Origin of the sequence: Thiomicrospira microaerophila, from assembly GCF_000934765.1 — a bacterium.
GTDB classification, from domain to species: domain Bacteria; phylum Pseudomonadota; class Gammaproteobacteria; order Thiomicrospirales; family Thiomicrospiraceae; genus Thiomicrospira; species Thiomicrospira microaerophila.
Genome location: NZ_JYNN01000002.1, coordinates 192,262 through 215,840 on the forward strand (window position 1 = coordinate 192,262; position 23,579 = coordinate 215,840).

General features: G+C 47.0%; 20 protein-coding genes, 1 tRNA gene and 1 other RNA gene. 17 read left to right on the top strand and 5 right to left on the bottom strand.

The features are described from left to right. Positions 1-40 precede the first annotated feature (40 nt). The 12 genes from rsmI (at position 41) to murG (ending at position 13,495) form a co-directional block, all read left to right on the top strand. Positions 41-889 (top strand): 16S rRNA (cytidine(1402)-2'-O)-methyltransferase, encoded by an 849-nt coding sequence (gene rsmI / locus NA59_RS01890; RefSeq protein ID WP_044407053.1) that lies wholly within the window; start codon positions 41-43, stop codon positions 887-889. Between the two features lie 50 nt (positions 890-939). Beyond that, positions 940-1,326: RNase P RNA component class A (gene rnpB, locus NA59_RS14145), an RNA gene on the top strand. Between the two features lie 395 nt (positions 1,327-1,721). Further along, positions 1,722-2,648: a 16S rRNA (cytosine(1402)-N(4))-methyltransferase RsmH gene (rsmH, locus tag NA59_RS01900; protein ID WP_044407059.1), complete on the top strand. Its 927-nt coding sequence runs from the start codon at positions 1,722-1,724 to the stop codon at positions 2,646-2,648. Between the two features lie 70 nt (positions 2,649-2,718). Continuing rightward, a complete protein-coding gene (gene ftsZ, locus NA59_RS01905) occupies positions 2,719-3,921 on the top strand; it encodes a cell division protein FtsZ (protein ID WP_083944855.1) in 1,203 nt (400 codons plus the stop codon). A 20-nt stretch (positions 3,922-3,941) separates the two neighbouring features. Next, on the top strand, positions 3,942-4,259 hold the full coding sequence (gene ftsL / locus NA59_RS01910) for a cell division protein FtsL (protein ID WP_044407062.1): 318 nt from the start codon (positions 3,942-3,944) through the stop codon (positions 4,257-4,259). Then, complete coding sequence (locus tag NA59_RS01915) at positions 4,259-5,908, top strand: peptidoglycan D,D-transpeptidase FtsI family protein (RefSeq protein ID WP_044407065.1); 1,650 nt, start codon at positions 4,259-4,261, stop codon at positions 5,906-5,908. Before ftsL ends, NA59_RS01915 begins: the two co-directional genes overlap by 1 nt. Further along, the gene (locus tag NA59_RS01920) at positions 5,909-7,378 is read left to right on the top strand and encodes a UDP-N-acetylmuramoyl-L-alanyl-D-glutamate--2,6-diaminopimelate ligase (RefSeq protein WP_044407068.1); all 1,470 of its coding nucleotides are present in this window, start codon (positions 5,909-5,911) and stop codon (positions 7,376-7,378) included. Beyond that, a complete protein-coding gene (locus NA59_RS01925; protein WP_052501390.1) occupies positions 7,366-8,793 on the top strand; it encodes a UDP-N-acetylmuramoyl-tripeptide--D-alanyl-D-alanine ligase in 1,428 nt (475 codons plus the stop codon). The genes NA59_RS01920 and NA59_RS01925 overlap by 13 nt, the downstream gene beginning before the upstream one ends. Next, complete coding sequence (gene mraY, locus NA59_RS01930) at positions 8,777-9,859, top strand: phospho-N-acetylmuramoyl-pentapeptide-transferase (RefSeq protein WP_044407071.1); 1,083 nt, start codon at positions 8,777-8,779, stop codon at positions 9,857-9,859. The genes NA59_RS01925 and mraY overlap by 17 nt, the downstream gene beginning before the upstream one ends. 6 nt (positions 9,860-9,865) lie before the next feature. After that, a complete protein-coding gene (gene murD, locus NA59_RS01935; RefSeq protein WP_044407074.1) occupies positions 9,866-11,233 on the top strand; it encodes a UDP-N-acetylmuramoyl-L-alanine--D-glutamate ligase in 1,368 nt (455 codons plus the stop codon). Continuing rightward, positions 11,218-12,423 carry a putative lipid II flippase FtsW gene (gene ftsW, locus NA59_RS01940; protein WP_083944857.1) on the top strand — a complete coding sequence of 402 codons (1,206 nt, stop codon included), beginning with the start codon at positions 11,218-11,220 and terminating at the stop codon, positions 12,421-12,423. The genes murD and ftsW overlap by 16 nt, the downstream gene beginning before the upstream one ends. After that, the gene (gene murG / locus NA59_RS01945; protein WP_232504013.1) at positions 12,392-13,495 is read left to right on the top strand and encodes an undecaprenyldiphospho-muramoylpentapeptide beta-N-acetylglucosaminyltransferase; all 1,104 of its coding nucleotides are present in this window, start codon (positions 12,392-12,394) and stop codon (positions 13,493-13,495) included. Before ftsW ends, murG begins: the two co-directional genes overlap by 32 nt. Positions 13,496-13,521: 26 nt before the next feature. Here murG and NA59_RS01950 read toward each other — a convergent pair. Then, positions 13,522-13,597 (bottom strand) — tRNA-Arg (locus NA59_RS01950). Between the two features lie 44 nt (positions 13,598-13,641). Here NA59_RS01950 and NA59_RS01955 point away from each other — a divergent pair. Continuing rightward, the gene (locus tag NA59_RS01955) at positions 13,642-14,883 is read left to right on the top strand and encodes a GGDEF domain-containing response regulator (RefSeq protein ID WP_044407077.1); all 1,242 of its coding nucleotides are present in this window, start codon (positions 13,642-13,644) and stop codon (positions 14,881-14,883) included. Positions 14,884-14,887: 4 nt separating this feature from the next. Here NA59_RS01955 and NA59_RS01960 read toward each other — a convergent pair whose 3' ends face one another. Next, on the bottom strand, positions 14,888-17,146 hold the full coding sequence (locus NA59_RS01960; protein ID WP_044407079.1) for a methyl-accepting chemotaxis protein: 2,259 nt from the start codon (positions 17,144-17,146) through the stop codon (positions 14,888-14,890). Between the two features lie 197 nt (positions 17,147-17,343). Here NA59_RS01960 and NA59_RS01965 point away from each other — a divergent pair, with 197 nt between their 5' ends. Beyond that, positions 17,344-18,099: a putative metalloprotease CJM1_0395 family protein gene (locus NA59_RS01965; protein WP_052501391.1), complete on the top strand. Its 756-nt coding sequence runs from the start codon at positions 17,344-17,346 to the stop codon at positions 18,097-18,099. Positions 18,100-18,122: 23 nt separating this feature from the next. Here the strand turns inward: NA59_RS01965 and NA59_RS01970 are convergent, their stop codons facing one another. Then, positions 18,123-18,437 carry an ArsR/SmtB family transcription factor gene (locus NA59_RS01970; protein ID WP_044407082.1) on the bottom strand — a complete coding sequence of 105 codons (315 nt, stop codon included), beginning with the start codon at positions 18,435-18,437 and terminating at the stop codon, positions 18,123-18,125. A 176-nt stretch (positions 18,438-18,613) separates the two neighbouring features. Between NA59_RS01970 and NA59_RS01975 the strand changes: the two genes are divergently transcribed. Continuing rightward, positions 18,614-19,936, top strand: coding sequence for a S41 family peptidase (locus tag NA59_RS01975; RefSeq protein ID WP_269763819.1), 1,323 nt, complete (start codon positions 18,614-18,616; stop codon positions 19,934-19,936). Positions 19,937-20,477: 541 nt separating this feature from the next. Next, on the top strand, positions 20,478-21,308 hold the full coding sequence (locus NA59_RS01980) for a YihY family inner membrane protein (protein WP_044407085.1): 831 nt from the start codon (positions 20,478-20,480) through the stop codon (positions 21,306-21,308). Here the strand turns inward: NA59_RS01980 and NA59_RS01985 are convergent. Continuing rightward, positions 21,305-22,864 (bottom strand): alpha/beta fold hydrolase, encoded by a 1,560-nt coding sequence (locus NA59_RS01985; RefSeq protein ID WP_052501392.1) that lies wholly within the window; start codon positions 22,862-22,864, stop codon positions 21,305-21,307. The two genes, NA59_RS01980 and NA59_RS01985, sit on opposite strands and share 4 nt — an antisense overlap. A gap of 200 nt (positions 22,865-23,064) precedes the next feature. Between NA59_RS01985 and NA59_RS01990 the strand changes: the two genes are divergently transcribed. Then, positions 23,065-23,271 carry a redoxin domain-containing protein gene (locus NA59_RS01990; RefSeq protein ID WP_083944861.1) on the top strand — a complete coding sequence of 69 codons (207 nt, stop codon included), beginning with the start codon at positions 23,065-23,067 and terminating at the stop codon, positions 23,269-23,271. An 83-nt stretch (positions 23,272-23,354) separates the two neighbouring features. On the opposite strand, the gene NA59_RS01995 is transcribed toward NA59_RS01990, so the two are convergent. Then, positions 23,355-23,579: transposase (locus tag NA59_RS01995; RefSeq protein WP_157792530.1), on the bottom strand; the 225-nt coding region annotated here is incomplete at its 5' end.

A 23,579-nucleotide genomic window follows, 5' to 3' on the forward strand; every position in this document is an offset into this window, starting at 1 on the left:
TTTATAATCACATCAAAATTAATTAAAAGGTTAATTATATATGCAAACTATTGAAAAAGGGGTGCTTTACATTGTTGCCACGCCAATTGGCAATTTAGGGGATATCACGCAGCGCGCTATAGATGTGCTTAAGCAGGTCGACTGGGTGGCGGCGGAAGACACCCGCCACTCGGCAAAGTTATTGCAGCATCTGGGTGTGAGTAATCGTTTAATGAGTCTACATGATCATAATGAGCAGTCGCGTATTGCGTCCTTGCTTCAAGCCTTGTGTGCCGGTGAATCTGGTGCATTGATTTCTGACGCAGGTACGCCTCTCATTAGTGATCCAGGTTACCATTTGGTGAAGAGCTTGCGCGAAGCAGGGGTTGAAGTTCGACCTGTTCCAGGTGCGTCGGCCTTGATTGCCGCTTTGAGTGTGGCGGGTATGGCGACGGATCGTTTTTGTTTTGAAGGCTTTTTGCCGGCTAAATCATTAAAGCGCCAGCACGCATTGGCGGCGTTGGCGCAAGAAACCCGCACATTGGTGTTCTATGAGTCGCCACATCGCTTGTTGGCGTGCTTGGTCGCTATGTCTGAGGTGCTGGGTGCGCATCGTAAAGTTTTTATTGCGCGTGAGATTACCAAGCAATTTGAGCAGTTTGTTTTCATGGCGTTGTCGCAAGCGATTGACTATTTTCAAGAAAATAACGACAAGGTGCGGGGGGAGTTTGTGTTAGTGGTGGCAGGGGCACCGCTGCAACCGCATTTGCCGCAAGATTGGGATGCGCTTATTCATGTATTATTAGATCAGTCCTTGCCGGTTAAGCAAATTGCTGAGATTGTGGCGCGTTATTTTTCGGCGAAGAAAAATACAGTTTATTCACGTGTTTTAGCGTTAAAGCACGATTAATTTTGCATCCTGACTAGACAGTGGCGTGTAATTACGCTATCTTGCATCGCCAAGTGGGTCGGGTAATCGCGGAGTAGGTAACTACTCGGAGGAAAGTCCGGGCACCTTAGAGCAGGATGCCAGTTAACGGCTGGGCGGTGAGAGCCGACGGAAAGTGCAACAGAGAATAGACCGCCGATGGCGCTTTTGAGCGCACAGGTAAGGCTGAAACGGTGAGGTAAGAGCTCACCGCGCATCTGGTAACAGAGTGTGGCTAGGTAAACCCCATCCGGTGCAAGACCAAATAGGGAAACACGTCATTCGTGACAAAACGCTGCTCGCGTTTGTTTTCGGGTAGGTTGCTTGAGGGACATAGTGATATGCGCTCCAGATGAATGGTTACCGCCTGTTTGCATGGCAAGCAGGAACAGAACCCGGCTTATAGACCCACTTCATTTAATTCTTTTCAAAATCTGCTTTTATAATTAACGCGCCGTGCCTATTCTTTGCTTTAAGCGCCTCTCTTGATTCATTTAGTTGGTCTCTGTCGGTTTTGGTGCGATAGAGGGGGCGGTTTTTGATGTCAGATTTTGGCTGTTTTTTTGCTGTATTTTAGTTTTTTTTGTCAATTTTCATTATTTTTTGTGGAGTTGGCTTTATTGTTGCTTTACACTGTTTACATGTGGCAATATGTGTCGATTGCGCTCACTGAGGGTGAGTCTTTTGTGGTGATAGCTCCCTGTTTTTTGGCACTCACGCATGGTTGTAATTAAATAGGCGTTAAATGTGATTTAATGTTTCAATGCGCCTAAAGCGTGAATATAGATGCGTTATGCATTGAGTGGGGATGGTCATGGATGTAGTATCACATTTTTCAGTATTGTTGAGTGAGTCTGTTCAAGGGCTTGCGATTAAACCTAATGGTGTTTATATTGATGGCACTTTTGGGCGCGGAGGTCATAGCCGAGCGATACTGGCACAGCTGGACTCCAGCGCAAGGTTGATTGCTATTGATCAAGATCCGGCCGCGATTGCGCATGCAAAGGTACATTTTGCGGATAAAAATTTTGAAATAGTGCATGCTAGTTTTGAACAATTGGAACAGATTTGCCGGCAACGTGATTTGGTTGGCAAGGTTGATGGTATTTTGTTAGATCTTGGCGTGTCCTCGCCGCAGCTTGATGAAGCGGCGCGTGGTTTTAGTTTTATGCGTGATGGCCCGCTCGATATGCGTATGAACCCCACCGAAGGTGTGAGCGCAAAAGATTGGCTAATGGATGTGGATGAAAAAACCTTGGCTTTAGTGTTAAAAAATTACGGTGAAGAGCGTTTTGCCTTTAAAATTGCACGGGCCGTTTGTCATGATGCGCGCTTAGGTTTAATTAACACAACGCGTGACTTAGCCGACTTAATTGAGCGGGTTGTGCCAAAAAAAGATAAGCATAAGCACCCTGCCACACGCAGTTTTCAAGCGATACGTATTTATATTAATCGTGAGCTTGATGTGCTGAAAACCGTATTGGAAGCCAGTGTAAACGTATTGGCACCCGCAGGGCGCTTGAGTGTGATTAGTTTTCATTCGCTTGAAGATAGAATTGTAAAGCATTTTATGCGCGACCAGTCGCGGGTAAAAGATTTGTTTCCAGGCACACCTATGTTGATAGCCGAAACAAAGCCCGTTTTAAAGGTGTTGGGTAAGCCCTGCTTTCCCTCTGAACAAGAGTGTAGCGAAAACCCAAGATCACGCAGCGCTGTTTTGCGTGTTGCACAAAGAATTTAACAGAATTTAGTAGTGTAGATTTTTATTTTAATTTTGTATTTAAAGCTTGCTGACGAAAGGGAAGGTGACCATGAGTACCATGAAATTTGATCTGAAAGAGGCGAAGGTTTCGCGCCAACCAGGATTGCCAGTGATCAAGGTTATTGGTTTAGGGGGCGGCGGAAGTAACGCTGTTGATTATATGGTGCGCACAAAAGTTGAGGGCGTTGACTTTTTGTGTGCCAATACCGATGCACAAGCACTAGCACACTCGAATGTGCCTGTGCGTATTCAAATCGGTAGTAACGGTTTGGGTGCGGGGGCGAATCCTGAGCGTGGTCGCGAAGCCGCAGAGCAAGATATTGATGAAATCAAAGAGCATATTCGTGATGCGGATATGCTGTTTATTACTGCCGGTATGGGCGGGGGCACTGGAACAGGTGCTGCACCGGTGGTCGCGCGCGTCGCGCGGGAGATGGGTATCTTAACGGTAGGCGTGGTCAGCAAGCCATTTAGTTTTGAACGCCGCACCAAGGTGGCAGAAGCGGGTATTGAAGCTTTGGCTGAACAGGTTGATTCATTGATTAGCATTCCAAATGACAAGTTGGTTGAGGTTTTGGGTAAAGACTTTATGTTTGCTAAAGCCTTTGATCATGCAAACGAAATTTTACATGGTGCGGTGCAAGGTATTTCAGAAATGGTGACCTGTCCCGGTTTGATTAACGTTGACTTTGAAGATTTACGTACTGTGATGTCTGAGCGTGGATTAGGTATGATGGGTGTGGGTACAGCATCTGGCGAAGATCGCGCGCGTAAAGCAACTGAAAAAGCGATTGCGAATCCATTGTTGAACGATATTGCGGTATCGGGCGCACGCGGTATTTTGGTTAATATTACCGGTGGTGCAGACTTTAGTATTGGTGAGTACAATGTGATTGGTGATGTGGTTAACAGTTTTGCTGATGAAGATGCCAAGGTTATTATTGGTACATCGATTGATGACAGCTTACAAGATGAAATTCGTGTGACAGTTGTTGCAACAGGTTTGGCGGGCTCGCACGCTGCTTCCGCAAAAAAGCCGGAGATGGTAAAGCCTAATTTGCAAGCGGTGCAAGCACGCCAAGAAGCCGAACGTGATCAGCCGCATGAAATGATTGAAAAGCCAGCTGCCATGCAGCATATTGAACAAGAAGTGGTGCGTCCTAAAATGGCGGTTAATGCGGGTATTCAGCCTGTTGGATCTAATAGTAATTACCTCGACATTCCTGCTTTTTTACGTCGTCAAGCTGATTAATTTCATCTTCGGTTACGAGCATGCAAGTTCAAAAGCCCATTCGAGAGCAAGCCTCTACAGCGCATGGGCTTTTTGCATTTCTGCTGTTGTGCCTATTGTCGGCGCTGATCGGTATCACTATTTTGTTGCAACATCATATTCGACACCTCGAAACCCAAATATTTAACGCCACACAAGCCAAGGCACAGTTAGATGAAGAATGGGGGCGCTTGATGTTAGAAAAAAGCCATTTGAGCGCACCCGGTCGTGTTGAATCCATGGCGCGTGATAAGCTAGGTATGCAAGCCTCAAAGCCGACTACTATTCTTGTTTTACCCCATCAACAGAAGTCAGAATAATGCGTTTTTCTCGTGATCGATTAATGTTGTTGTTGTTGATGTTGATATTTGGCGCATTGGCCGTCAAGGCGTTTTATATTCAAATATTGCAAGCGGATTTTTTGGAGTCGGAAGCCAACAAACGCCAGTTTAGAACGTTGGATGTAGCGGTGCCGCGAGGTCAAATACTAGACCGTCATGGTCATTTATTGGCGCTTAGTACACCGATTGCGTCGGTCTGGGTGGACCCTAAAACCCTGATTGATTATCCTGAAGCGATTGTTCAGCTCGCTCGCACATTGAATATCTCTCAACAGGGGCTCGCGCAACGTATACATTCCAACCCTAATCGACGTTTTTTATATGTACAGCGTTCTATCTTGCCTGAACTGGCCGAGCAGGTTGAGCGCTTGCGTTTACCGGGTGTTCAAGTTAAACAGGCGTTTAAACGCTACTATCCAACCGCAGACGTGACAGCCCATATTCTCGGTTATACCAATATTGATGATATAGGTCAGGATGGGGTTGAATCGATTTATAACGATTGGTTAGCCGGCCGTGCTGGGCGTCAGCAAATTATTAAAGACTTAGAAGGGCGCGTGGTTCAGTTTGTCAATCATCTTGAGCAGGCCGAGCCGGGTAAGTCGCTCACCTTGACGATTGATAAAGATATTCAGTTTTTTGCCCATCGTGCGCTTAAAGAAGTGATGGCAAAGCATCAGGCCAAAGGCGCAACGGCGGTCGTGTTGGATGCCAAAACTGGCGAGATTTTAGCACTGGTGAATCAGCCAGGTTATAACCCGAACAATCGTAGTCAGCTGCAGGGTGAAGCGATTCGTAACAGAGCGATTTCGACCTTAATTGAGCCCGGTTCGACGGTGAAACCTTTTGTGGTGGCGAAGGCGTTGGATTTGGGGCTGATCAAGGCAGATGAAGTGATCAATACCTCACCGGGTTATATTCGGGTACAAGGCCATATGATTAGCGATGCGGTGAATTATGGCCGACTGAGCATTAGTGAAGTGATTCAAAAATCGAGCAATGTGGCGACGGCCAATATCGTGCGCCGAATGAGCGCTCAGCAGCAGTGGCAGTTCTATTCGGATTTAGGTTTTGGTCAGGATTTGGGCTTGTTTTTGCCGGGTGAGCAATTAGGGCAATTGCGTCACCATCGTGAGTGGCAAGTGGTGGATCAGGTATCGAGTTCATTTGGTTATGGTTTTAGCGTTAATTTGCTCCAGCTGGCGCAGGGTTATTTGATTTTTGCCAATCAAGGACAGTTGCCGCCTTTGTCTTTAATCAAGCGCGATACGCCACCGATGATGAAGCAGGTTTTATCGGCAGAAGCGGTTGGGCAGACGTTAAAAATGATGGAAACCGTGACGCATCAAGGTGGAACGGGCACCGAAGCCCGGATTGAGGGATATCGTGTCGCGGGTAAAACCGGCACGGTCTTAAAGGCCGGCGTGGGCGGCTACCAAGAGGCCAAGTATATGGCGATGTTTGTTGGGCTGGTGCCCGCCTCACGGCCTGATATGATTATGGCGATTATGGTCGATGAACCTTCTCGGGGTGTTTATGGCGGCGGCAGTGTGGCCGCGCCGGTTTTTCAAGAGGTCATGCGCCATGCGTTGCGTTTACGAAATGTGGATCCGGATGGAGCTTTATAAATGAAAAGCCTAGAGTCTATCGCACAGTTTTTTGCGCTAAAAAGCGCGATTTTACAACCAGGCCTGGTTGTAAAAGGCTTGAGTTTAGATAGTCGTCAAATCCAGCCGGGTTGGGTTTTTGTTGCGCTAGCAGGAGAGAATCAGCACGGAGCCGATTATTGGCAACAAGCCAAGTCACTGGGCGCGGTAGGCATTGTGTCTGATAGGTCGATTGGCGAGTCGGATTTGCCGGTGTTCGTTATTAAGGATTTAAACACGCGGTTGGCAGATTTTGCCGCTTGGTTTTATGATCATCCAAGTCAAAAGCTACAGCTGATTGGCATTACCGGCACCAATGGCAAAACATCCACAACTCAATACATTGCGCAACTGCTTGAAGCTCAGGGGTTGGCTTGCGGGGTTTTAGGCACGCTGGGTAATGGACGACTCAATCAATTAGAGCCTAGCGCCAATACAACGATGGATGTGGTGGCGTTGAACGGTTGGTTGCACTGCTTTGTTCAGCAGGGCTATCCTTATGCCGTGCTGGAAGTGTCGTCGCACGCGATTGCGTTGGGTCGTATTGCGGGTTTGCGATTTGCCTGCGTGGGTTTGACCCAGGTCAGCCGCGATCATTTGGATTTTCATCGGGATTTATTGGATTATCAGGCTACTAAAAAGCGGTTGTTTAGCGATTTTCCGAGCCAGCATAAGGTGGTGAACCTTGATGATAGCATTGGTTTAGAGATTGCTGAATCACAACCAGGTCGGGTTGTAACCTACAGCCAACAAAACCCTTTGGCGGATTTATATTTAAGTGATGTAACGCTTAGCGCAAACGGCATGGCGGGTTGCTTGCAGTACCGGTATCAAGAGTATGGGTTTAACACCGGTTTAATCGGGCGCTTTAATTTAGAGAATAGCTTGTGTGCGCTGAGTTGTTTGTTGGCCGTGGGCTTGAGTGTCAAAAAAATGACAGAGAATTTAGCGCTGCTTCGCGCTATTGTTGGGCGAATGGAAAAAGTGGTTTGTCATAATTCGGCGCGTAATGTGGCGCTTAATGTGTTGGTTGATTTTGCCCACACGCCAGATGCACTTGAGCAGGTTTTACTCAGTATCCGTGCACACCTCACCACAGAGAAGCTATGGCTGGTTTTTGGCTGTGGTGGCAACCGAGATGCCGGTAAACGTCCGCTGATGGCGCAAGTGGCCGAGCGTTTGGCTGATAAAATTATTTTAACCAATGACAATCCACGTTTTGAAGACCCGAAAGTGATTATCGAGGATATCTGCCAAGGTTTGAGCGAGGATTCACGCGCTAAGGTGCATATTGAATATGACCGTCAGGCAGCGATTGAGTATGCGCTCGACAATGCACAGGCGGGTGATTGGGTATTGTTGGCCGGTAAAGGGCATGAAAACTATCAAGATATTGGCGGCGTGAAAACGCCCTTTAGTGATCAACAGGTGATAACAGCATGGCAACAATGACATGGGATGGCAAAACGCTAACCGATTGGGCGCAGGGCAAATGGTTGAGTGACTTGAATCCGAGTTTGGTGAAGGTTCAGGGGTTTAGTACAGATTCTCGACGCATTCAAAAAAATGAAGCTTATATCGCTATTCAAGGCCAGCACTTTGATGGCCATGTCTTTGTCGAGCAAGCGATTGAGGCGGGCGCACAGTTGTTGATCGTCAGCCAAAAACAAGATGTCGCCATTCCACAAATTTTAGTTAAGGATACACGTTTAGCGCTGGGTCAGATCGCTGAACAGCACCGATTAGCGCAGGATAACCTAACTTTAATTGCGGTAACGGGAAGCAATGGCAAAACCACGGTTAAAACGCTTCTCGCACACTGTTTGTCGCAGGTGGCGCCAACTTGGGCCACGCCGGGTAACCTTAATAATGATTTTGGTGTGCCGCGTACCCTATTGCAAATTGAGCCGGATCATCGATATGCGGTGATTGAAATGGGCGCAAACCATCGCGGTGAGATTGGCTATTTAACCCGTTTGGCGCATCCGAATATGGCGCTGATTACGTTAGCGGCGGACGCACATTTAGAAGGCTTTGGAAGTCTGCAAGGGGTGATAGATACCAAGGGTGAGATTTTTCATGGTTTAACGCCTCAGGGTTTGGGGTTGATTAATACCGACTCGCCTGGCTTTATGCAATGGCAGCAATCCTTGGCGAACAAGCACTGCCAAACCTTTGGCACCGCTGAAGAGGCCGATGTGCGTGTCACCCAAGTGAGCCAAGATGCACAAACCCTTGCTTTTACGCTTGAGTTTGAATATCAAGGCGCGCATCAAGCACTGCCCATAAAAATGGCAATCTTAGGTCAACATAATGCGATGAATGCCGCCGCCGTGGCCAGTGTCTGTTTAGCGCTGGGCTTAACGCCACAACAGATTCAAGCAGGATTAGAAAGTTTTAACGGTGTCGCGGGGCGACTGCAGACTCATCAGCAGGGACGAGTGACCTTGATTAATGACAGCTATAACGCCAACCCTGGCTCGGTGAAGGCGGCAATCGATACACTGGCCAGCCTGCCGGGCAAACGTATTTTGTGTTTAGGAGATATGGCTGAACTCGGCGCGGTGGCCTCACAGGCGCACGCTGAAATCGGTGAATATGCCGCACAACAAGGCATAGATGAATTATACGCTTATGGTGAGCTAAGCGCGCATACCCTCAACGCATTTACACAATCACTCTCCAGACCGGCACGCCAACCGCTCAGCCATGGCGAATTAGCCGAACAGCTGATGAGTGAGGTGTTGTGTGAGAAGTGGAGCGCTAAGCATCCCTGTTATGTATTAGTAAAAGGCTCGCGGTCAGCGCGTATGGAACAGGTTGTAAACCTATTATTAGAAAGGATGGCGCATGCTGATTTATCTTAGTCAATATTTAACCCAGTTTCATACCGGGTTTGGGGTATTTAACTACATTACGGTGCGTGCGATTATGGCGGTGCTTACGGCCTTAATTATCTCGTTTTTAATCGGCCCGATGGTGATTCGTTGGTTAACGCGCTTAAAAGTAGGGCAAAGTATTCGTTTAGATGGTCCACAAACCCACTTGATTAAAGCCGGCACACCCACAATGGGTGGCACGATGATTTTGTTTGCCGTGGGTATTGCGCTGTTGCTCTGGGGCGATTTAACCAATAAATATCTGTTGCTAGTGAGTTTTACGATGTTTGGTTTTGGGGTGATTGGCTTTTTTGATGACTTTAAAAAAGTGGTCTACCGCGACCCAAATGGCATGCGGTCGCGCACCAAGTTTTTGTGGCAAAGTATTATTGGTCTGATTGCCGCCTATGGTTTTTATGCCATGGCGAGCGTGCCAGCTGAAACCCAGTTGCTTATTCCTTATATGAAAGACACCTTTATCTATCTTGGCGCCTGGGTGATGGTGGTGACCTATTTGGTGATAGTGGGTACCTCGAACGCAGTGAATTTAACCGATGGATTAGATGGATTGGCGATTATGCCCACCGTGATGGTCGCCGCGGCGCTTGGCGTGTTTGCCTATTTGTCGGGACATGCGGTATTTGCCGGCTATTTGGATATTCCCTATATCCCGGGGGTGGGGGAGCTGACGGTTTTGATGGCGGCCCTAGTAGGCGCTGGCTTAGGTTTTTTATGGTTTAACACCCATCCGGCACAAGTATTTATGGGCGATGTCGGTTCCTTAGCACTCGGTGCGGCACTCGGTGCGACAGCGGTCGCCGTGCGCCAAGAAATCGTGTTGTTTATTATGGGCGGTATATTTGTGATTGAAACCCTGTCGGTTATCTTGCAGGTCGGTTCGTACAAAATGCGCGGCAAACGGGTGTTTTTGATGGCACCGCTACATCATCATTTTGAGCAAAAAAAATGGCCGGAAGCCCAAATTATCGTGCGGTTTTGGATTATCACCATTATTTTGGTGTTGATAGGTTTAGCCAGTTTAAAATTAAGGTAATTAACATTGAATTTAGTCGTAGGTCTGGGATTGACCGGACAATCTGTAATGCGTTATTTAGTCTCGATGGATGAGCCGATGCTGGCGTTGGATACCCGTGCGGATTTCGATCTGTCGCCGCTTGAGTCGCAATTTGCTGAAGTAAACTTTGCCGCTGGCTCGTTACCAAAATCATGGAAAAAAAACATAACAAGGATAGTTTTAAGTCCTGGAATTGCACGCTCAGAACCTTGGATTCGTGAATTGGAAGAACAGGGTATTGAGGTAATTGGTGATATTGAATTGTTTGCTCGCGCGGCGAGCCAACCGATTATTTCGATCACCGGCTCAAACGGCAAAAGCACCGTTACAACGCTAACCGCCGAGTTTTTAGCTCAAGCGGGCTATCAGGTCGGAATGGGGGGCAATATTGGTTGCCCGGCGTTAGATTTATTGTTAGATGAAAAGGACTACGATGTCTATGTGTTAGAGCTCTCCAGCTTTCAACTCGAAACCACCTATTCACTGCATAGTGCCTCATCCGTGGTGCTCAATATTAGCGAAGACCACATGGATCGCTACCCGAGTTTGGATGCTTATTTACAGGCCAAGCTTAAAATTTATGATGATACCGAACTTGCGGTGATTCCTTATGCCGAGCGTTCTGAAAGCTGGGTCAGCACAAAAACCAAAAAAACCGGCTTTGATTTAACACCTCCAAGAACCCCAAAAGACTATGGCATTATCGAAATTGACCACCAGGCCTGGCTAGCACTGGGTGAAAAACCCTTGGTTAAGCTGGCGGATATGCGATTGAATGCGCCGCACTCTCAACTGAATGCCTTGGCGGCGATGGCGTTGTGTCAAGATTTTGACATAGCGCCATCCGTGTTTAGTCAGGTGTTGGAAGGGTTTAATGGCTTGGCGCATCGCACCCAGCGGGTGGTCGAGCATCAGGGAGTGCGCTGGATTGATGATTCCAAAGGCACGAATGTCGGTGCCACGCTCACCGCGATTCATAGTCTAGGTCAGCAAGCGCAACAACAAGAGGGCAAGCTGATCCTATTGCTGGGGGGCGTCGGCAAGGAAGCGGATTTTTCACCGCTGGCACCCGCGATTAATCAATATGTGAAACAGGTGGTACTGTTTGGGCGTGATCAAACTTTGATTTGTCAGGCTATTGCGCCTGCGCTGCGCTTAGCGATTAAACTCGATTGTGTAGATAATTTGCAGCAGGCTATCGCTATCAGTAAACAGGGCGCTAAACCGGGTGATGTTGTGTTGTTTTCGCCCGCCTGTGCCAGTTTTGATCAGTTTGCAAATTATCATGATCGGGGTGAGAAGTTTAATTTGTGGGTGCATCAGGCGTTGGGGATAGCATGCGCATCCGTATAAAAAACGTATTTGACACGCCCGAACAACGCGCTTGGCCGTTTGACTATTGGTTGGTCGGGGCGGTATTGGTGCTCATCTTTTTGGGGCTGACGATGGTGTTATCGAGTTCGGTCGCGATCAGTGAACATCGTTTTGGCAGCGCGACACACTATTTTGTTCGCCAAGCGATTGCGCTGGGTTTAGGGCTGGTGCTGGCATTGGCCGCCTTTAAAGTGCCGATTCACTTTTGGCAAACGCATCGCGGCAAGTTGTTTATTTTTGGTTTAATCTTGTTGTTGCTTGTATTGATATTTGGTCGTGAAATCGGTGGTGCGAAGCGTTGGCTGAATCTGGTGGTAATTAATTTTCAGCCTGCTGAATTGATTAAAATTGCCGCGATTATCTTTGTGGCCGGTTATTTACATCGCCATCTTAGCGCAGTCAAAGAAGACTTTAATGCCATTATGCGTTTATCGCTGCCATTTGGTTTAATGGCGTTATTGCTGCTGTTGCAGCCTGACTATGGCACAACCTTGTTGATCGCGGCGGTGGTAACAGGGATGTTAATAATATCCGGTGCGCCCTGGCGATATTTTGTGCTAACCGTGGTGCCGGTTGTCGGTCTGTTGGCGGCGTTGGTGTTGTACTCGCCCTATCGTTTAGCGAGGGTGTTGAGTTTTATGGACCCTTGGCAAGATCCATTTGGTACCGGTTATCAACTTATTCAAGCCTTGATTGCCTCTGGCTCTGGCGGTTTTACTGGGCAGGGTTTGGGTGCAAGTATTCAAAAGCTGCTTTATTTACCCGATGCTCACACGGACTTTTTGTTTTCTATTTTTGCCGAAGAGTTTGGTTTTATCGGCGTGTTGGGGTTAATTGCGCTCTTTGCGTTTGTGGTTTGGCGGATGTTTGTGATTGCCACCTTTGCCAAACAACAAAACTACGGCTTTGGTAGTTTGATGGTGTATGGCATCGCCATTTGGATTGCGATGCAGGCGATGATTAATATGGGCGTCAACCTTGGGCTGTTTCCGACTAAAGGGTTAACCCTGCCGTTTATGAGTTATGGCGGTTCCAGTTTAATGATGCTGTGTGTGGCGGTGGCCTTGGTATTGCGGGTTGACTACGAAGCACGTCTAAAGCCCAATCCACATACCGAACAGGAACAGGAGCAGGATAATGAGCCAGATGAAGAACCTATCAAAGCCTAAGCTCAAAAAAGTCATGATCATGGCCGGAGGAACCGGTGGGCATGTTTTCCCCGGTATCGCGCTTGCCAAGGCTTTTGCACATCACGGGATAGATACCCACTGGTTGGGTACGGAAGGTGGATTAGAAGCACAATGGGTCAAGCAGGCAGGGATCCCCTTTTCTGCGATTGCGATTCAGGGGTTGCGCGGTAATGGGCTAAAAGGTTGGTTATTCGCGCCTTTTAAAATCAGCCAGGCCTGGTGGCAGGCGCGTCAAATTATTAAACAGGTGAAGCCCGATATTGTGATTGGCATGGGTGGGTTTGTCTGTGGCCCAGGTGGGCTAGCCGCTTGGTCGAGCGGGCTTAAACTCTATTTGCACGAACAAAACGCCGTAGCTGGGCTAACGAATCGCTTGCTAGCCGGGTTTGCGCAGCGTATTTTTTGTGGCTTCCCGCCGAGTAATTTAAAATCGCCAAGGCTTATGGTGATGGGCAATCCTGTGCGCGCTGAAATTGAAGCGATCGGTGCATTAACCCCAGCGCAGCTCAGTGAACCGAATAAAAAACAGCTGCTCGTGATCGGCGGTAGCCGAGGCGCGCGCGCGCTCAACCAAGCCTTGCCTCAAGCCTTGGCATTGATACCCTTGGAACAGCGTCCTGAAGTGGTTCACCAAACAGGGAAGCTAGATTATGAAGCCACCCAATCCGCCTATCAGCAAGCGGGCGTTGTCGCCAAGGTACAGCCGTTTATAGATGATATGGCCACTGCGTATCAACAAGCACACCTGGTGGTGGCGCGAGCGGGTGCGCTAACCGTGAGCGAGTTAATGTCAGCGGCACGCCCAGCAATCTTAATTCCTTTTCCTTATGCTGTCGATGACCATCAAACCGCCAATGCGCAGTTTATGGCGGCTACCGGCGCGGCGCAGGGGGGTCAGGAGTCTGAGTTGACATCAAGCGGTCTAAAAGACAGGATGCTTAAGGGGTTGGAAACGCCTTCTCTGTTGAAAAACTCAGCGTATCTCGCTCAGGTTGCAAAATTAAATGCCACAAACGAAATAGTAGAACATATAATAGAATGGAATAATTAGACTAATTTTACTTAATTTAAATAAGATGGTCCGCTCACCAGGACTCGAACCTGGAGTTGCCGCTTAGGAGGCAGCCGTTTTATCCTGTTAAACTATGAGCGGAGAAATATGAAACAGCCACCTATTTTAACAAGATTGGCCAACAAATGAAAAAAATTCTTGTCATAGAAGATCAAAAATCCATGGCTTTGCTGTTAAAGCAAACCATCGAGCGTCATTTCAAGCTTGACGTATTAGTCGCTTATAGTCTACAAGAAACACGTGATTATCTTGCCAAGCATCAAGATATTACGCTTGCCTTGAGTGATTTAAATTTGCCGGATGCACCTCACGGCGAGTCAATTAGTTTGTTACGTGAGGCACACATTACAACGGTGGTGTTAACCGCAAGCTTAGATGACTCTTTGCGCCAACGCATCATGCAAGAGCGCGTAGCCGACTTTATTGTTAAAGATGGCCCCGCTGCGATTAATTATCTTGTTAGAGTGTTAGATTTGCTGTTAAGCAATGATCAGCGTGAAATTTGGTTGGCCAACCTATCGGATCCCTTGTCAAGAAAGCTGATCGGCCTATTATCTATTCATCGTTTTAAAATACGTGTTTTTGATCAGGACTCTGTTCTGCTTAAAACGCTCAAGCGTTCCTTTCCTAGCTTGTTAATTGTCGGTGATAAAAACACTGAACAACGTTGGTTTCAGCAATTGTCGGCGGTCAGAAGTCATTTTGAATTTTATCAACTGCCGATACTGGCCTGTATTGAAGGGGAGCAGGGCACATCGTTAGCATTAAAGTATATGAAGTATGGTGCAACCGATTATATTGTCGCGCCTTTTGGTGCTGATGAGCTTTATGCTCGGGTAAACCAGAGTATTGATTTGCAGCGTACGTACCAAGAAATTCAACTTCTCTCACAAACAGACAGTCTAACAGGATTGCATAATCGACGCTACTTTATCGAGCAGGGTGAAAAGCACTACCAGGCCTGGTTAAAAAAAGGCGTATTCTGTTTGTTGGTTGACATTGATTTTTTTAAAAAAATCAATGATCAATACGGGCATCCAAAAGGCGATGACGCGATTAGATTTATTGCGACAACCATAAAACAGATATTTGAGGGTTTTGTTGTTGCGCGCTTTGGCGGTGAGGAGTTTATCGTGGTGGGTGCCTATAGTTCAAAGCAGGTCATCGCTGAACTGGCAGAGCGTTTTCGCTTAGGTGTTGAACATGCATCGCAAGAAAAAGTCGGCGTTGCCATGACGGTGAGTAGCGGTTTGGCATTTGATGCACCGCGCTTTGATAAGCTGATCGCACAGGCCGATCAGCAGTTATACAGAGCAAAAAGCGGTGGGCGTAACCAGCTTTGCCAGGAAGACGACGAGGCGCGTTAACGAATTAGCGGTTTGATCTCGACAGGCTTCTGGTTGTGTTTGGTGAATAGCCGAGGTGTTTGGGCTGGGTGTTAAAAAAGCTCATTTCTTGACTCAAGGCTTCAGCTTGTTGGCGAAGGCTGTCTGATGCGCTGGCTGTTTCCTCAACCAGGTTGGCATTTTCCTGGGTTAAGGTGTCAATGTTCACAATGGCACGCTGTACCTGTTTAATGCCTAAAGCTTGTTCTTGACTGGCATTGGCAATCTGTTGAATCATGCTGGTGACCTCATCAACGGCACCGGTAATTTGTTTAAGTACCTCACCCGACTCGCTGGCTAAGCGTGTACCTTGATCAATCCGCTCTACGCTTTCTGTAATAAGACCTTTTATTTCTTTTGCGGCATCAGCCGATTTTTGCGCTAGCGCACGGACTTCGCCCGCAACAACCGCGAAGCCACGACCATGATCACCCGCGCGTGCCGCCTCTACCGCCGCGTTGAGGGCAAGCAAGTTGGTTTGGAATGCAATGCTGTCTATAATGCTGACGATATCCGCTATTTTGTAGCTTGAGTCTTGAATGTGTTGCATGGCCGCAATCGTTTGTCCCATGACCTTCTCACCTTGCTGGGCTTTGGTTTGTACGCCCAGCGCTACGGTTGAGGCTTGTTGCGTGTGGGTGTTATTGCGCTGAATATTGGCGGTCATTTGTTCAATCGTTGCCGAGGACTGCTCTACCGATTTAACTTGTTCTTGTACTCGAGTGCTCAGGTTTTTTGAACCCTCTGACACTTCTTGCGCCGCGCTGTCAACAACTTGTGCCGCGTTGACTGAAATGTCGATCGCATTATTGAGTCTTTCAATTGATAGATTGATGGCCTCTTTTAACTCGCCAAGCTCACCCTCAAAATTATTTTCTATTTGCTGGCTTAAATCGCCTTCAGACATGGCAGAAGTAACGCGAATAACATCATTCATTGCGAGTTGAATGCCATCCATTAAATCATTGATCGACGTACTGAGCTCGTGTGCGACACCCTCAAGCTGTGCAACATCAATGCGTTCGCCAAGATAGCCACTCTGGGCTTTTTTAACGGTTGAAGCAACGTGATTAAGTAGTTGGACTTCTTGTGTGCGATCAATCCATTCAACCAGTGTAGCCACTCTTTGCCCTGTTCGGTTTTTAATTGGCAACATCGCCAGCTCCAAGTGAAAACCGCCGATTTCAATGCGTACACTCGAAGGTTGCTCAATCTTGTTAATCATCGCGCGTTGATGCGCTGGGTGTTTGTGGAAAATATCGATGTTTTTGCCCATTAAGTTTTTGGCTGAGAAATGGGGCGCCAGTTTTTGAAGGCGTGTTTCACGCTCTTCTAAGAACTGATTCATGTTTTCATTGGCGTAGGTAATATTAAACTTATCATCAATCATCATGACGTTACTTTTAAGCTTGTCAAACGCAAATTGCAGTTGGTTGGACTTATCAAGTTGGTGAGCGCGTTGATCTCGGTTGGCGATAAAGGCCAGATTAGCCGATTGAATCGCGCTTTGAATTAAAGAGGAAAAGCTTTGGGGGTTGTCCGACTGAATACTCAAGCTTTCGGAAGAGGCCAGTAAGTTGAGGTTCTTAATGGCTTGATCTTTGGTTTTGTTTAACGCAAAGCCGTAGCTGTACATCAAAATTACCAGTAGACCTGACAAGCCAAAGGCAAGGCCATTAGACAAGGTATTGGCGGAAAAAGTAACATATAAAAGCGGGGCAAAGGAGAGAAGGAGGGCGAGCAGACCTAGCATGATGGCAGGATTAAAGAGGCGCGAGCCGGTCAATGCGCTTAAGTTGAACCCTTTATAGACTTTGCCATGCTTTATTTTAGCCTGACCAGACGCAATATCTTGATAGGCTTGTGTTGCTTGTTGTTTTTCTTGCTCGGATATGGGGTTTCGAACCGATAAAAATCCGGCTATTTCGCCGTTCTTATAGAGTGGTGTAGCTTGTGCACGTACCCAATAAAAACCGCCGTCCTTGTGCCTGTTTTTTATATATTGCGTCCATGGAATTCCTTTTTGTAAATCTGACCACATATCCTCAAAAACCTGTTTAGGTACATCCGGGTGGCGTACAAGGTTATGGGGTTGTCCAACCAGTTCGTTGCGGCTAAAGCCACTTGCCGCTTCAAAAGCATCGTTACATTCAGTAATGGTTCCCTTGAGGTCGGTCTTGGAGACGAGTGTCAAATTGGGGGCAAGAAGATGTTCATGTTGGGTGATCGGCTGATTGTTTCTCATCGCGCGCTCCTTGAGATTGAGGGCATTTGTTTAAGTTATCTTGGATATATATTTTGTATTAGTATTGTACATATTTAATCGAAAGTAAAGTAAATGTATAAAATTTGTACAAGATAGTAATGAGATTCGTTTTTGTGCATTTGTATTGGGTATGATATTATTTATGTGTGAGTCTTAAGAGGTGAGAGGTGGGAAAGATGGATTTAATGAATGCTGCAAAATATATGTCGCCAGTTTGGGTTGCTAAAGCCCCTGCGATGATGCATTCACAGCCTAGCCAGCCGATTACGATTCCAGCGCACTCCGCGTCTGAGCCAAGTCGCGCATCAAGTGCAATTTCGGCGCCTGATTCTGTTAAACCTACCCCGCAACCTAAGCCGGTTGATAATCCAGAGCAAGCCTCCGCTCCCACCAAGGAACAAGAAGAAAAACAGCAACAACAGGCTCTTGAACAGGTCATTGCGCAGCTTAAATCAAGAGACCAAGAGGTGCGAACCCATGAACAGGCGCATTTGGCGGCGGCCGGTCCTTATGCTAGAGGGGGTATTAGTTATGATTATCAAACGGGTCCAGATGGTCAAAAGTATGCCGTCGGTGGCTCAGTCGGGATAGATACTTCGCCCGTATCGGGCGATCCCGAAGCCACGATTCAAAAAATGATGGTTGTGCAGCGTGCGGCGCTTGCGCCCGCTCAGCCTTCTGCACAAGATTTTAAAGTCGCCTCCCAAGCATCTCAAATGCAAGCACAGGCACGTGCTGAACTGCAAGCAGAGCGAATGGAGGATAGCGCCGTTGAAGAAGCGTCGGCGCCAGACAGCCTGAACGCGCCAGCTGTCATTGAGTCCGAGTCGAGTGATAAGACTATCGCGGTAAAAGAAGCGCAACCTACCGGAGCCATAGCGGAGCGTAATGCGTTTGATTTAAGGTTGCAATTACAAAATGTAGCGGCGTGATAAACCAGATCTCTCGGTTTGGATTAAAGCTCGGCTGGGCAAAATGTTGATTGCATTGCATGCAAAAGATTGATGATTTCTTTATCTGCTACTTGGCAAAGGATTTTGCTGCCATCACGACGAGAAGATAAAATCCCTTTTTCACGTAGGATGTCAATATGTTGTGATACATTGCTCTGGGTCGTACCGACTTTGGCGACAATATCCATTACAGGCAGTTCGCCACCACTCAGTACACAAAGTATTTTTAAACGCAGCGGATGCCCCATGGCTTTGAGTGCTTTAGAGGCTTTAACGATATTGTCTTCTTTCATTTCAAATAGATTGCTTTCGCTCATGTGGTATTATCCGCCTTTGTTTAGATACTGTTTTTTGCAGTCTTGTGTCGTTTTTGTGAAAATATTAATATTTAATCAAATTCTAATGGAAACTGCACGCTTTTGTCAGCTAAACTTGACCTTTATCGAAATAAATTTAATATGTATTGCTAGTCAAATCAAAACTGGAGATGAATGTGGCTAAATTAACCTATATGAAGAAGACCATGTGGGTGCTCACCGGTGTCGTACTGGGTGCCTTCTTAGTAGTGGGCACGAGTGTGATGGCGGATAGACAGGGGCAATCGGTGCAATCCTTACCGATTGATCAGTTGCGTGCCTTTGTCGAGGTCTATGAGCGCATCTCTAGTAGTTACGTTGAACCGATTGAAGATGGCAAAATGCTAGAAAATGCGATTAGCGGCATGCTTTCAAATCTTGATCCTCATTCTGCGTATTTACCGCCGGAAAACTTTGAAAAGGTAGAGGAGCATACCCGAGGGGAGTTTGGTGGCCTAGGGATGGAAGTGGGCACGGAGGATGGCTTTGTTAAGGTTATCGCCCCGATTGATGATACCCCCGCTCAGCGCGCAGGGGTGCAGGCAGGTGATTTGATTATTCGTTTGGATGATAAATCGGTTAAAGGTATGAGCTTAACCGAAGCGGTGAAGTTGATGCGCGGTGAGCCAGGAAGCACTATCACCTTGACGATTATGCGCAAAGGCCAGAGAGAGCCTATTGAGCTTGAGTTAACGCGTGCCGTGATTAAGGTGAAAAGTGTGCGTCATCGTTTGTTGGATAAGGATTTGGGTTATGTGCGTATTAGCCAGTTCCAAGTACGAACAGGGCGTGATTTAGTCGACGCGATTCGTGATTTAGAAAAAGAAAATACGCAGCCATTGCAAGGCTTGGTCTTGGATTTGCGCAATAACCCTGGCGGCGTATTAAACGCGTCAGTGGATGTCAGTAATGTGTTTTTGGACGCAGGTTTAATCGTTTACACGGAAGGGCGCATTGATAGCTCAAAAATGCGTTTTGAAGCCAAGCGTGGTGATATTTTGAATGGTAAGCCCATTGTTGTTTTAGTGAACGAAGGGTCTGCCTCTGCCTCGGAGATTGTAGCCGGTGCTTTGCAAGATCATGAGCGCGCGTTGGTCGTCGGGCGCACCACTTTTGGTAAAGGTTCAGTACAAACATTGTTGCCGCTCAATAATGGTGCCGCGATTAAATTAACCACAGCCCTCTATTACACGCCTTCTGGCCGCTCGATTCAAGCCGAAGGAATTAAGCCCGATATTATCATTGATCGTGTCAATGTAGAGCGAGTTGATACCGCTGGGTTTGGTTTAAGAACTGAAGCGAGCTTGGAGAATCATTTAGGCAAGGGTAAAAAAGAGCAGCAGCAAGAAGTGGAAGAAAAAGTCGATCTTTTAGCCGAAGACTACGAGTTGCATGAGTCAGTGAATATTTTACGCAGCATGGTGTTTATGAATAAAGGCAGGGCAAACGCATCTAAATAATAAAAAAGCATAACAATAGGCATGATTAACCGCGTTCCCACGCTGTGCGTCACGGCCATTAAGTTAAGAAGAAAGCGGTCATTGCAAGGAGCGCAGCGACGCGGCAATCTCTCAAGGGCGTGCACCGTCTGCAAGAGATTGCCGCGGCCTTCGGCCCCGCAATGCCCCATTTCTTTTACCCAGAGTCGTCATCCTGCGCGAAGTCGCAGGATCCAGCCGCTAGCGGCAATAGACCCTGCGACTTCGCGCAGGGTGACAGGCTCCTAGGAGCCATTTATTCCTTAACTTAATGGCCGTGACGCACGACGTGGGAACGAGAAAAGAAGTGTGCATACGTTAGGTGCATGGGAGCGAGAGATTATTGTAATTTTTTGATTTATTATTTACTTTAGATGCGTTTGCCCTGTGAATAAAGGTCGTTAATTCACTGCGTCCAAATATCCGGGTTTAAAATTTGGTGGTCTTTGTTTGAGTATGCTTTTCGCTATTTTAAGCCTGGGTATGCGATAAAGCGCAGAGAACAAGTAATAACGGGTTTTTTATGTTCATTAAAAAGCGATTGATCTTTTGGCGGTTAGTTTTTTTACGGTTTTGGCGTCAGCGTGGTACCGAAGCAGTCGCTATTTTGGCTTATACCACTTTGGTGGGTTTAGTCCCAATGTTAGCGGTGATGTTGAGTTTGTTTTCGACTTCTGTTTGGTTTGAGCCTTTTGAACACCTTGTGATGCAGATGGTGGTGGCGCATTTAATGCCGGAATCTCAGCCCGTGATTCAGCATTATTTAGCCCTATTTGCTGAGCAAGCAAGTCGTTTAGCCACGCCAGGCCTGGTGGTGATGTTAGCAACCACTTTAATATTATTATGGACCATTGATCAAAAGATAAATGCGATGTGGGATGGGAGTTTACAGCGTCGCTGGTGGGTAAGCTTGCTGAACTATTTGGGTGTGAGTTTATTGGGCCCTTTGATGCTGGGCTTAAGCTTAGTTGCGAGCAGTTATGTTATAGCTTGGCCGTTGTTATTGGGTGATGCCAGCTTAAGCTGGGGTGTGAACCAATTAATGTTGAGTTTGCCGATTATTTTTAGCATACTCGGTTTTATGCTGTTATTTAAACTGGTTCCTATGACGCATGTCAGCTGGAGCCAGGCCGGATGGGTAGCTGTCATGGCGACGGTAAAAATTGAATTGTTGAAAATGGGGTTCACTTGGTATATCAAGGCTTTTCCAACCTATGATTTGGTGTATGGTGCCTTAGCCGCTGTGCCGGTGTTTTTGCTGTGGCTCTATTTGATGTGGTTTATTTTGATTTGGAATGCCTGTGTGCTAGCCCAATGGACAGAAGGTCGGCAAGATGAAATCAAGCGTACCTAATCGAACAGGCTCCTAGGACTCGTGTTTAGGTAGATTTGAGGTTTGAGTTGTCCTTGAAAATAATAATCAATTTGTAGAGCGTTTTTATCAGTTTTAACCACCAGGCCTGGTTGTGGTTCAGGTACTATTTGTGTTGTTTTGATCGACAGGTCAGGCCAGTTGATTGTCAGCTCAACATGCATCGGAAAATAGCCATCTAGGAAACGACGCATAAACGGACCCCGCTCGATCAGATAGCCCTTGTCTAGTTTTTGTAGCGCCCATGTTTGCGCATGAATGCAGATTTGTGCCCCTTGTTGCAAATTGACCATTTGCACACTTGCGCCTTCCACCCATGCGAACGCGATGTGTTGTTGGCTGAGTATCTCAATTTGGCGGGTATGCTGTGGGTTGTAAACAATTTGTAACTGTCCAACTGCATCGAGGTTGTGATGGCACTGAATAAGATCGGCCCAGCCGGTTTCAAGGCTTTGCTCTGTGAGGGTGATATCATTGGTCATTGAATAATGATCGCTGAGATCAAATGGCGCTAAAAAGCGCACGTCTGTTTGGGTCGCGGCGAGTGCCTTTACTAAGTCATCCAACCCAGAGTCATCCAACAGCCAAGCGCGATCTGCATCGGATAAGTCGCTAAAATCATCTTCAGGAGGGTTGGTGTTCATCGCCCTATCAAGCGCGCTATAAAAATCGGTTGGGTTTTCTTCCCAAGGAAAGTGGGCACAGTTATCAAGGGTTTGATTGGCAATATCGGTCAGAAAATCTTGATAACCGAGGAGCGCTTCGGGCATGAGTAAATCATGCTGGCAGTTAATCAACTCAATTGGGCGACGTTTGGCGAGCGCTTCTAGGTCGCTTTTTTCAATAGGGTTTTGTTGATACTGTTGCCAAATGGCATGGTTGATATGGAGCGAAAAATCGTCGATGCTAAATTGTTTAGCATAGTGTTTACCTTGTTCAATATCCAAAAAATACGTTGGCATGACCTGTGTTAGTTGTTGTGCTATCAGGCTAGCCGTATCTTGGGTTTCGTGTTGCGCCCATTCGTCGGCGTCTGTTGTGAGCCCATCTAGTTGACGGCGATAATCGATTCGCTGCACCAGATTTTGCAACGCCCAACGCTGTGGATCAACGGGATTAATCAACACCAGCCGCGCAATGCGATTCGGATGTTGACGCGCATACAGCTGCGCCATTAACGCGCCCCACGAATGTCCGACGAGTATAAATTGTCCGGCCTGCTCATAGCGACGTAATGCCTCGATATCCTCAACCCATTGGTTGAGTAATTGATTGGCCTCAAATGCTACATGACGGTTTTCACCAATGCCACGCATATCCATCAGTAATACACGATAACCTTGGGCAAGGTGCTGTTGAATCGGCGTAAGGTTCCAGCTACTAAAGCCAGGCCCGCCACCTAAAATTAACACAGTATGGTGTCCATCGCCTAAGACATGATAGTGTAGGCGTTGATTGTCGCTGATAAAGCTAGAGGCGGGTTGAGGATAACCCGCATGCACGAGTGTATGAAGGCCTAGCCAAGCCAGTAAAAACATAAACCATCGCGATCGAAGGATTGTAAGCCGCATAGAGAAGACCCTGTGTACTGATAAGATGTTAGAATACTACTATTAACCAATGGCTGAAAACATGAAATAAACGAGTAGAATGGATCGGTATAGTCCGATAAACGCTTGGCTCGGCTGTTTCATAAATAAGTAATAAAATGAAAAATGATAACGAAGGAGTATAACTGATGGTCAGCCTAACAACGCCAGTATGCGATTTTGGTGCTTCTGCAATCGATTTTGAACTCCCTGATACCTATGGAAAAGTGTGGAATCTTGAAAAAGCAAAAGGGGAGAATGGAACCTTAATTGCCTTCATCTGCAATCACTGCCCATACATTAAAGCGATTTTGCCAAGGTTTGTGGAAGACACTAGGAGCCTGTCGGGCAAATAATCGCTAGTTGGCCCAAAACGGGCTTTTTTGCCTTAAAATACGTGATTTTTAGCATAATTGAGCGATTTTCTGTCATATTTCCACTACTTTAGACGCAATGATCCCATGCGTTTTATATTCCAGGCTAAACACACAAGTGACCATTCGCCTTTTACGGCCTCTAATCCTCGCAGTGAAAAGGTTCTAAAACCCATGACGGATTTGATGATCCCAAACACCGGTTCGATGGTTTGCTTTCTAAGCGCATAGCGTTTTCGACCTTCTTGGGTTTTGAGCGTGTGTTGCATGGTTTGTTTGATGCTGGCGTT

Bases quoted from the DNA above. Each gene is read 5' to 3' on its own strand.
- rsmI (WP_044407053.1), top strand. From the start codon at position 41: ATGCAAACTATTGAAAAAGGGGTGCTTTACATTGTTGCCACGCCAATT.
- rsmH (WP_044407059.1), top strand. From the start codon at position 1,722: ATGGATGTAGTATCACATTTTTCAGTATTGTTGAGTGAGTCTGTTCAA.
- ftsZ (WP_083944855.1), top strand. From the start codon at position 2,719: ATGAGTACCATGAAATTTGATCTGAAAGAGGCGAAGGTTTCGCGCCAA.
- ftsL (WP_044407062.1), top strand. From the start codon at position 3,942: ATGCAAGTTCAAAAGCCCATTCGAGAGCAAGCCTCTACAGCGCATGGG.
- NA59_RS01915 (WP_044407065.1), top strand. From the start codon at position 4,259: ATGCGTTTTTCTCGTGATCGATTAATGTTGTTGTTGTTGATGTTGATA.
- NA59_RS01920 (WP_044407068.1), top strand. From the start codon at position 5,909: ATGAAAAGCCTAGAGTCTATCGCACAGTTTTTTGCGCTAAAAAGCGCG.
- NA59_RS01925 (WP_052501390.1), top strand. From the start codon at position 7,366: ATGGCAACAATGACATGGGATGGCAAAACGCTAACCGATTGGGCGCAG.
- mraY (WP_044407071.1), top strand. From the start codon at position 8,777: ATGCTGATTTATCTTAGTCAATATTTAACCCAGTTTCATACCGGGTTT.
- ftsW (WP_083944857.1), top strand. From the start codon at position 11,218: ATGCGCATCCGTATAAAAAACGTATTTGACACGCCCGAACAACGCGCT.
- murG (WP_232504013.1), top strand. From the start codon at position 12,392: ATGAGCCAGATGAAGAACCTATCAAAGCCTAAGCTCAAAAAAGTCATG.
- NA59_RS01955 (WP_044407077.1), top strand. From the start codon at position 13,642: ATGAAAAAAATTCTTGTCATAGAAGATCAAAAATCCATGGCTTTGCTG.
- NA59_RS01960 (WP_044407079.1), bottom strand. From the start codon at position 17,146: ATGAGAAACAATCAGCCGATCACCCAACATGAACATCTTCTTGCCCCC.
- NA59_RS01965 (WP_052501391.1), top strand. From the start codon at position 17,344: ATGGATTTAATGAATGCTGCAAAATATATGTCGCCAGTTTGGGTTGCT.
- NA59_RS01970 (WP_044407082.1), bottom strand. From the start codon at position 18,437: ATGAGCGAAAGCAATCTATTTGAAATGAAAGAAGACAATATCGTTAAA.
- NA59_RS01980 (WP_044407085.1), top strand. From the start codon at position 20,478: ATGTTCATTAAAAAGCGATTGATCTTTTGGCGGTTAGTTTTTTTACGG.
- NA59_RS01985 (WP_052501392.1), bottom strand. From the start codon at position 22,864: ATGTTTTTACTGGCTTGGCTAGGCCTTCATACACTCGTGCATGCGGGT.
- NA59_RS01990 (WP_083944861.1), top strand. From the start codon at position 23,065: ATGGTCAGCCTAACAACGCCAGTATGCGATTTTGGTGCTTCTGCAATC.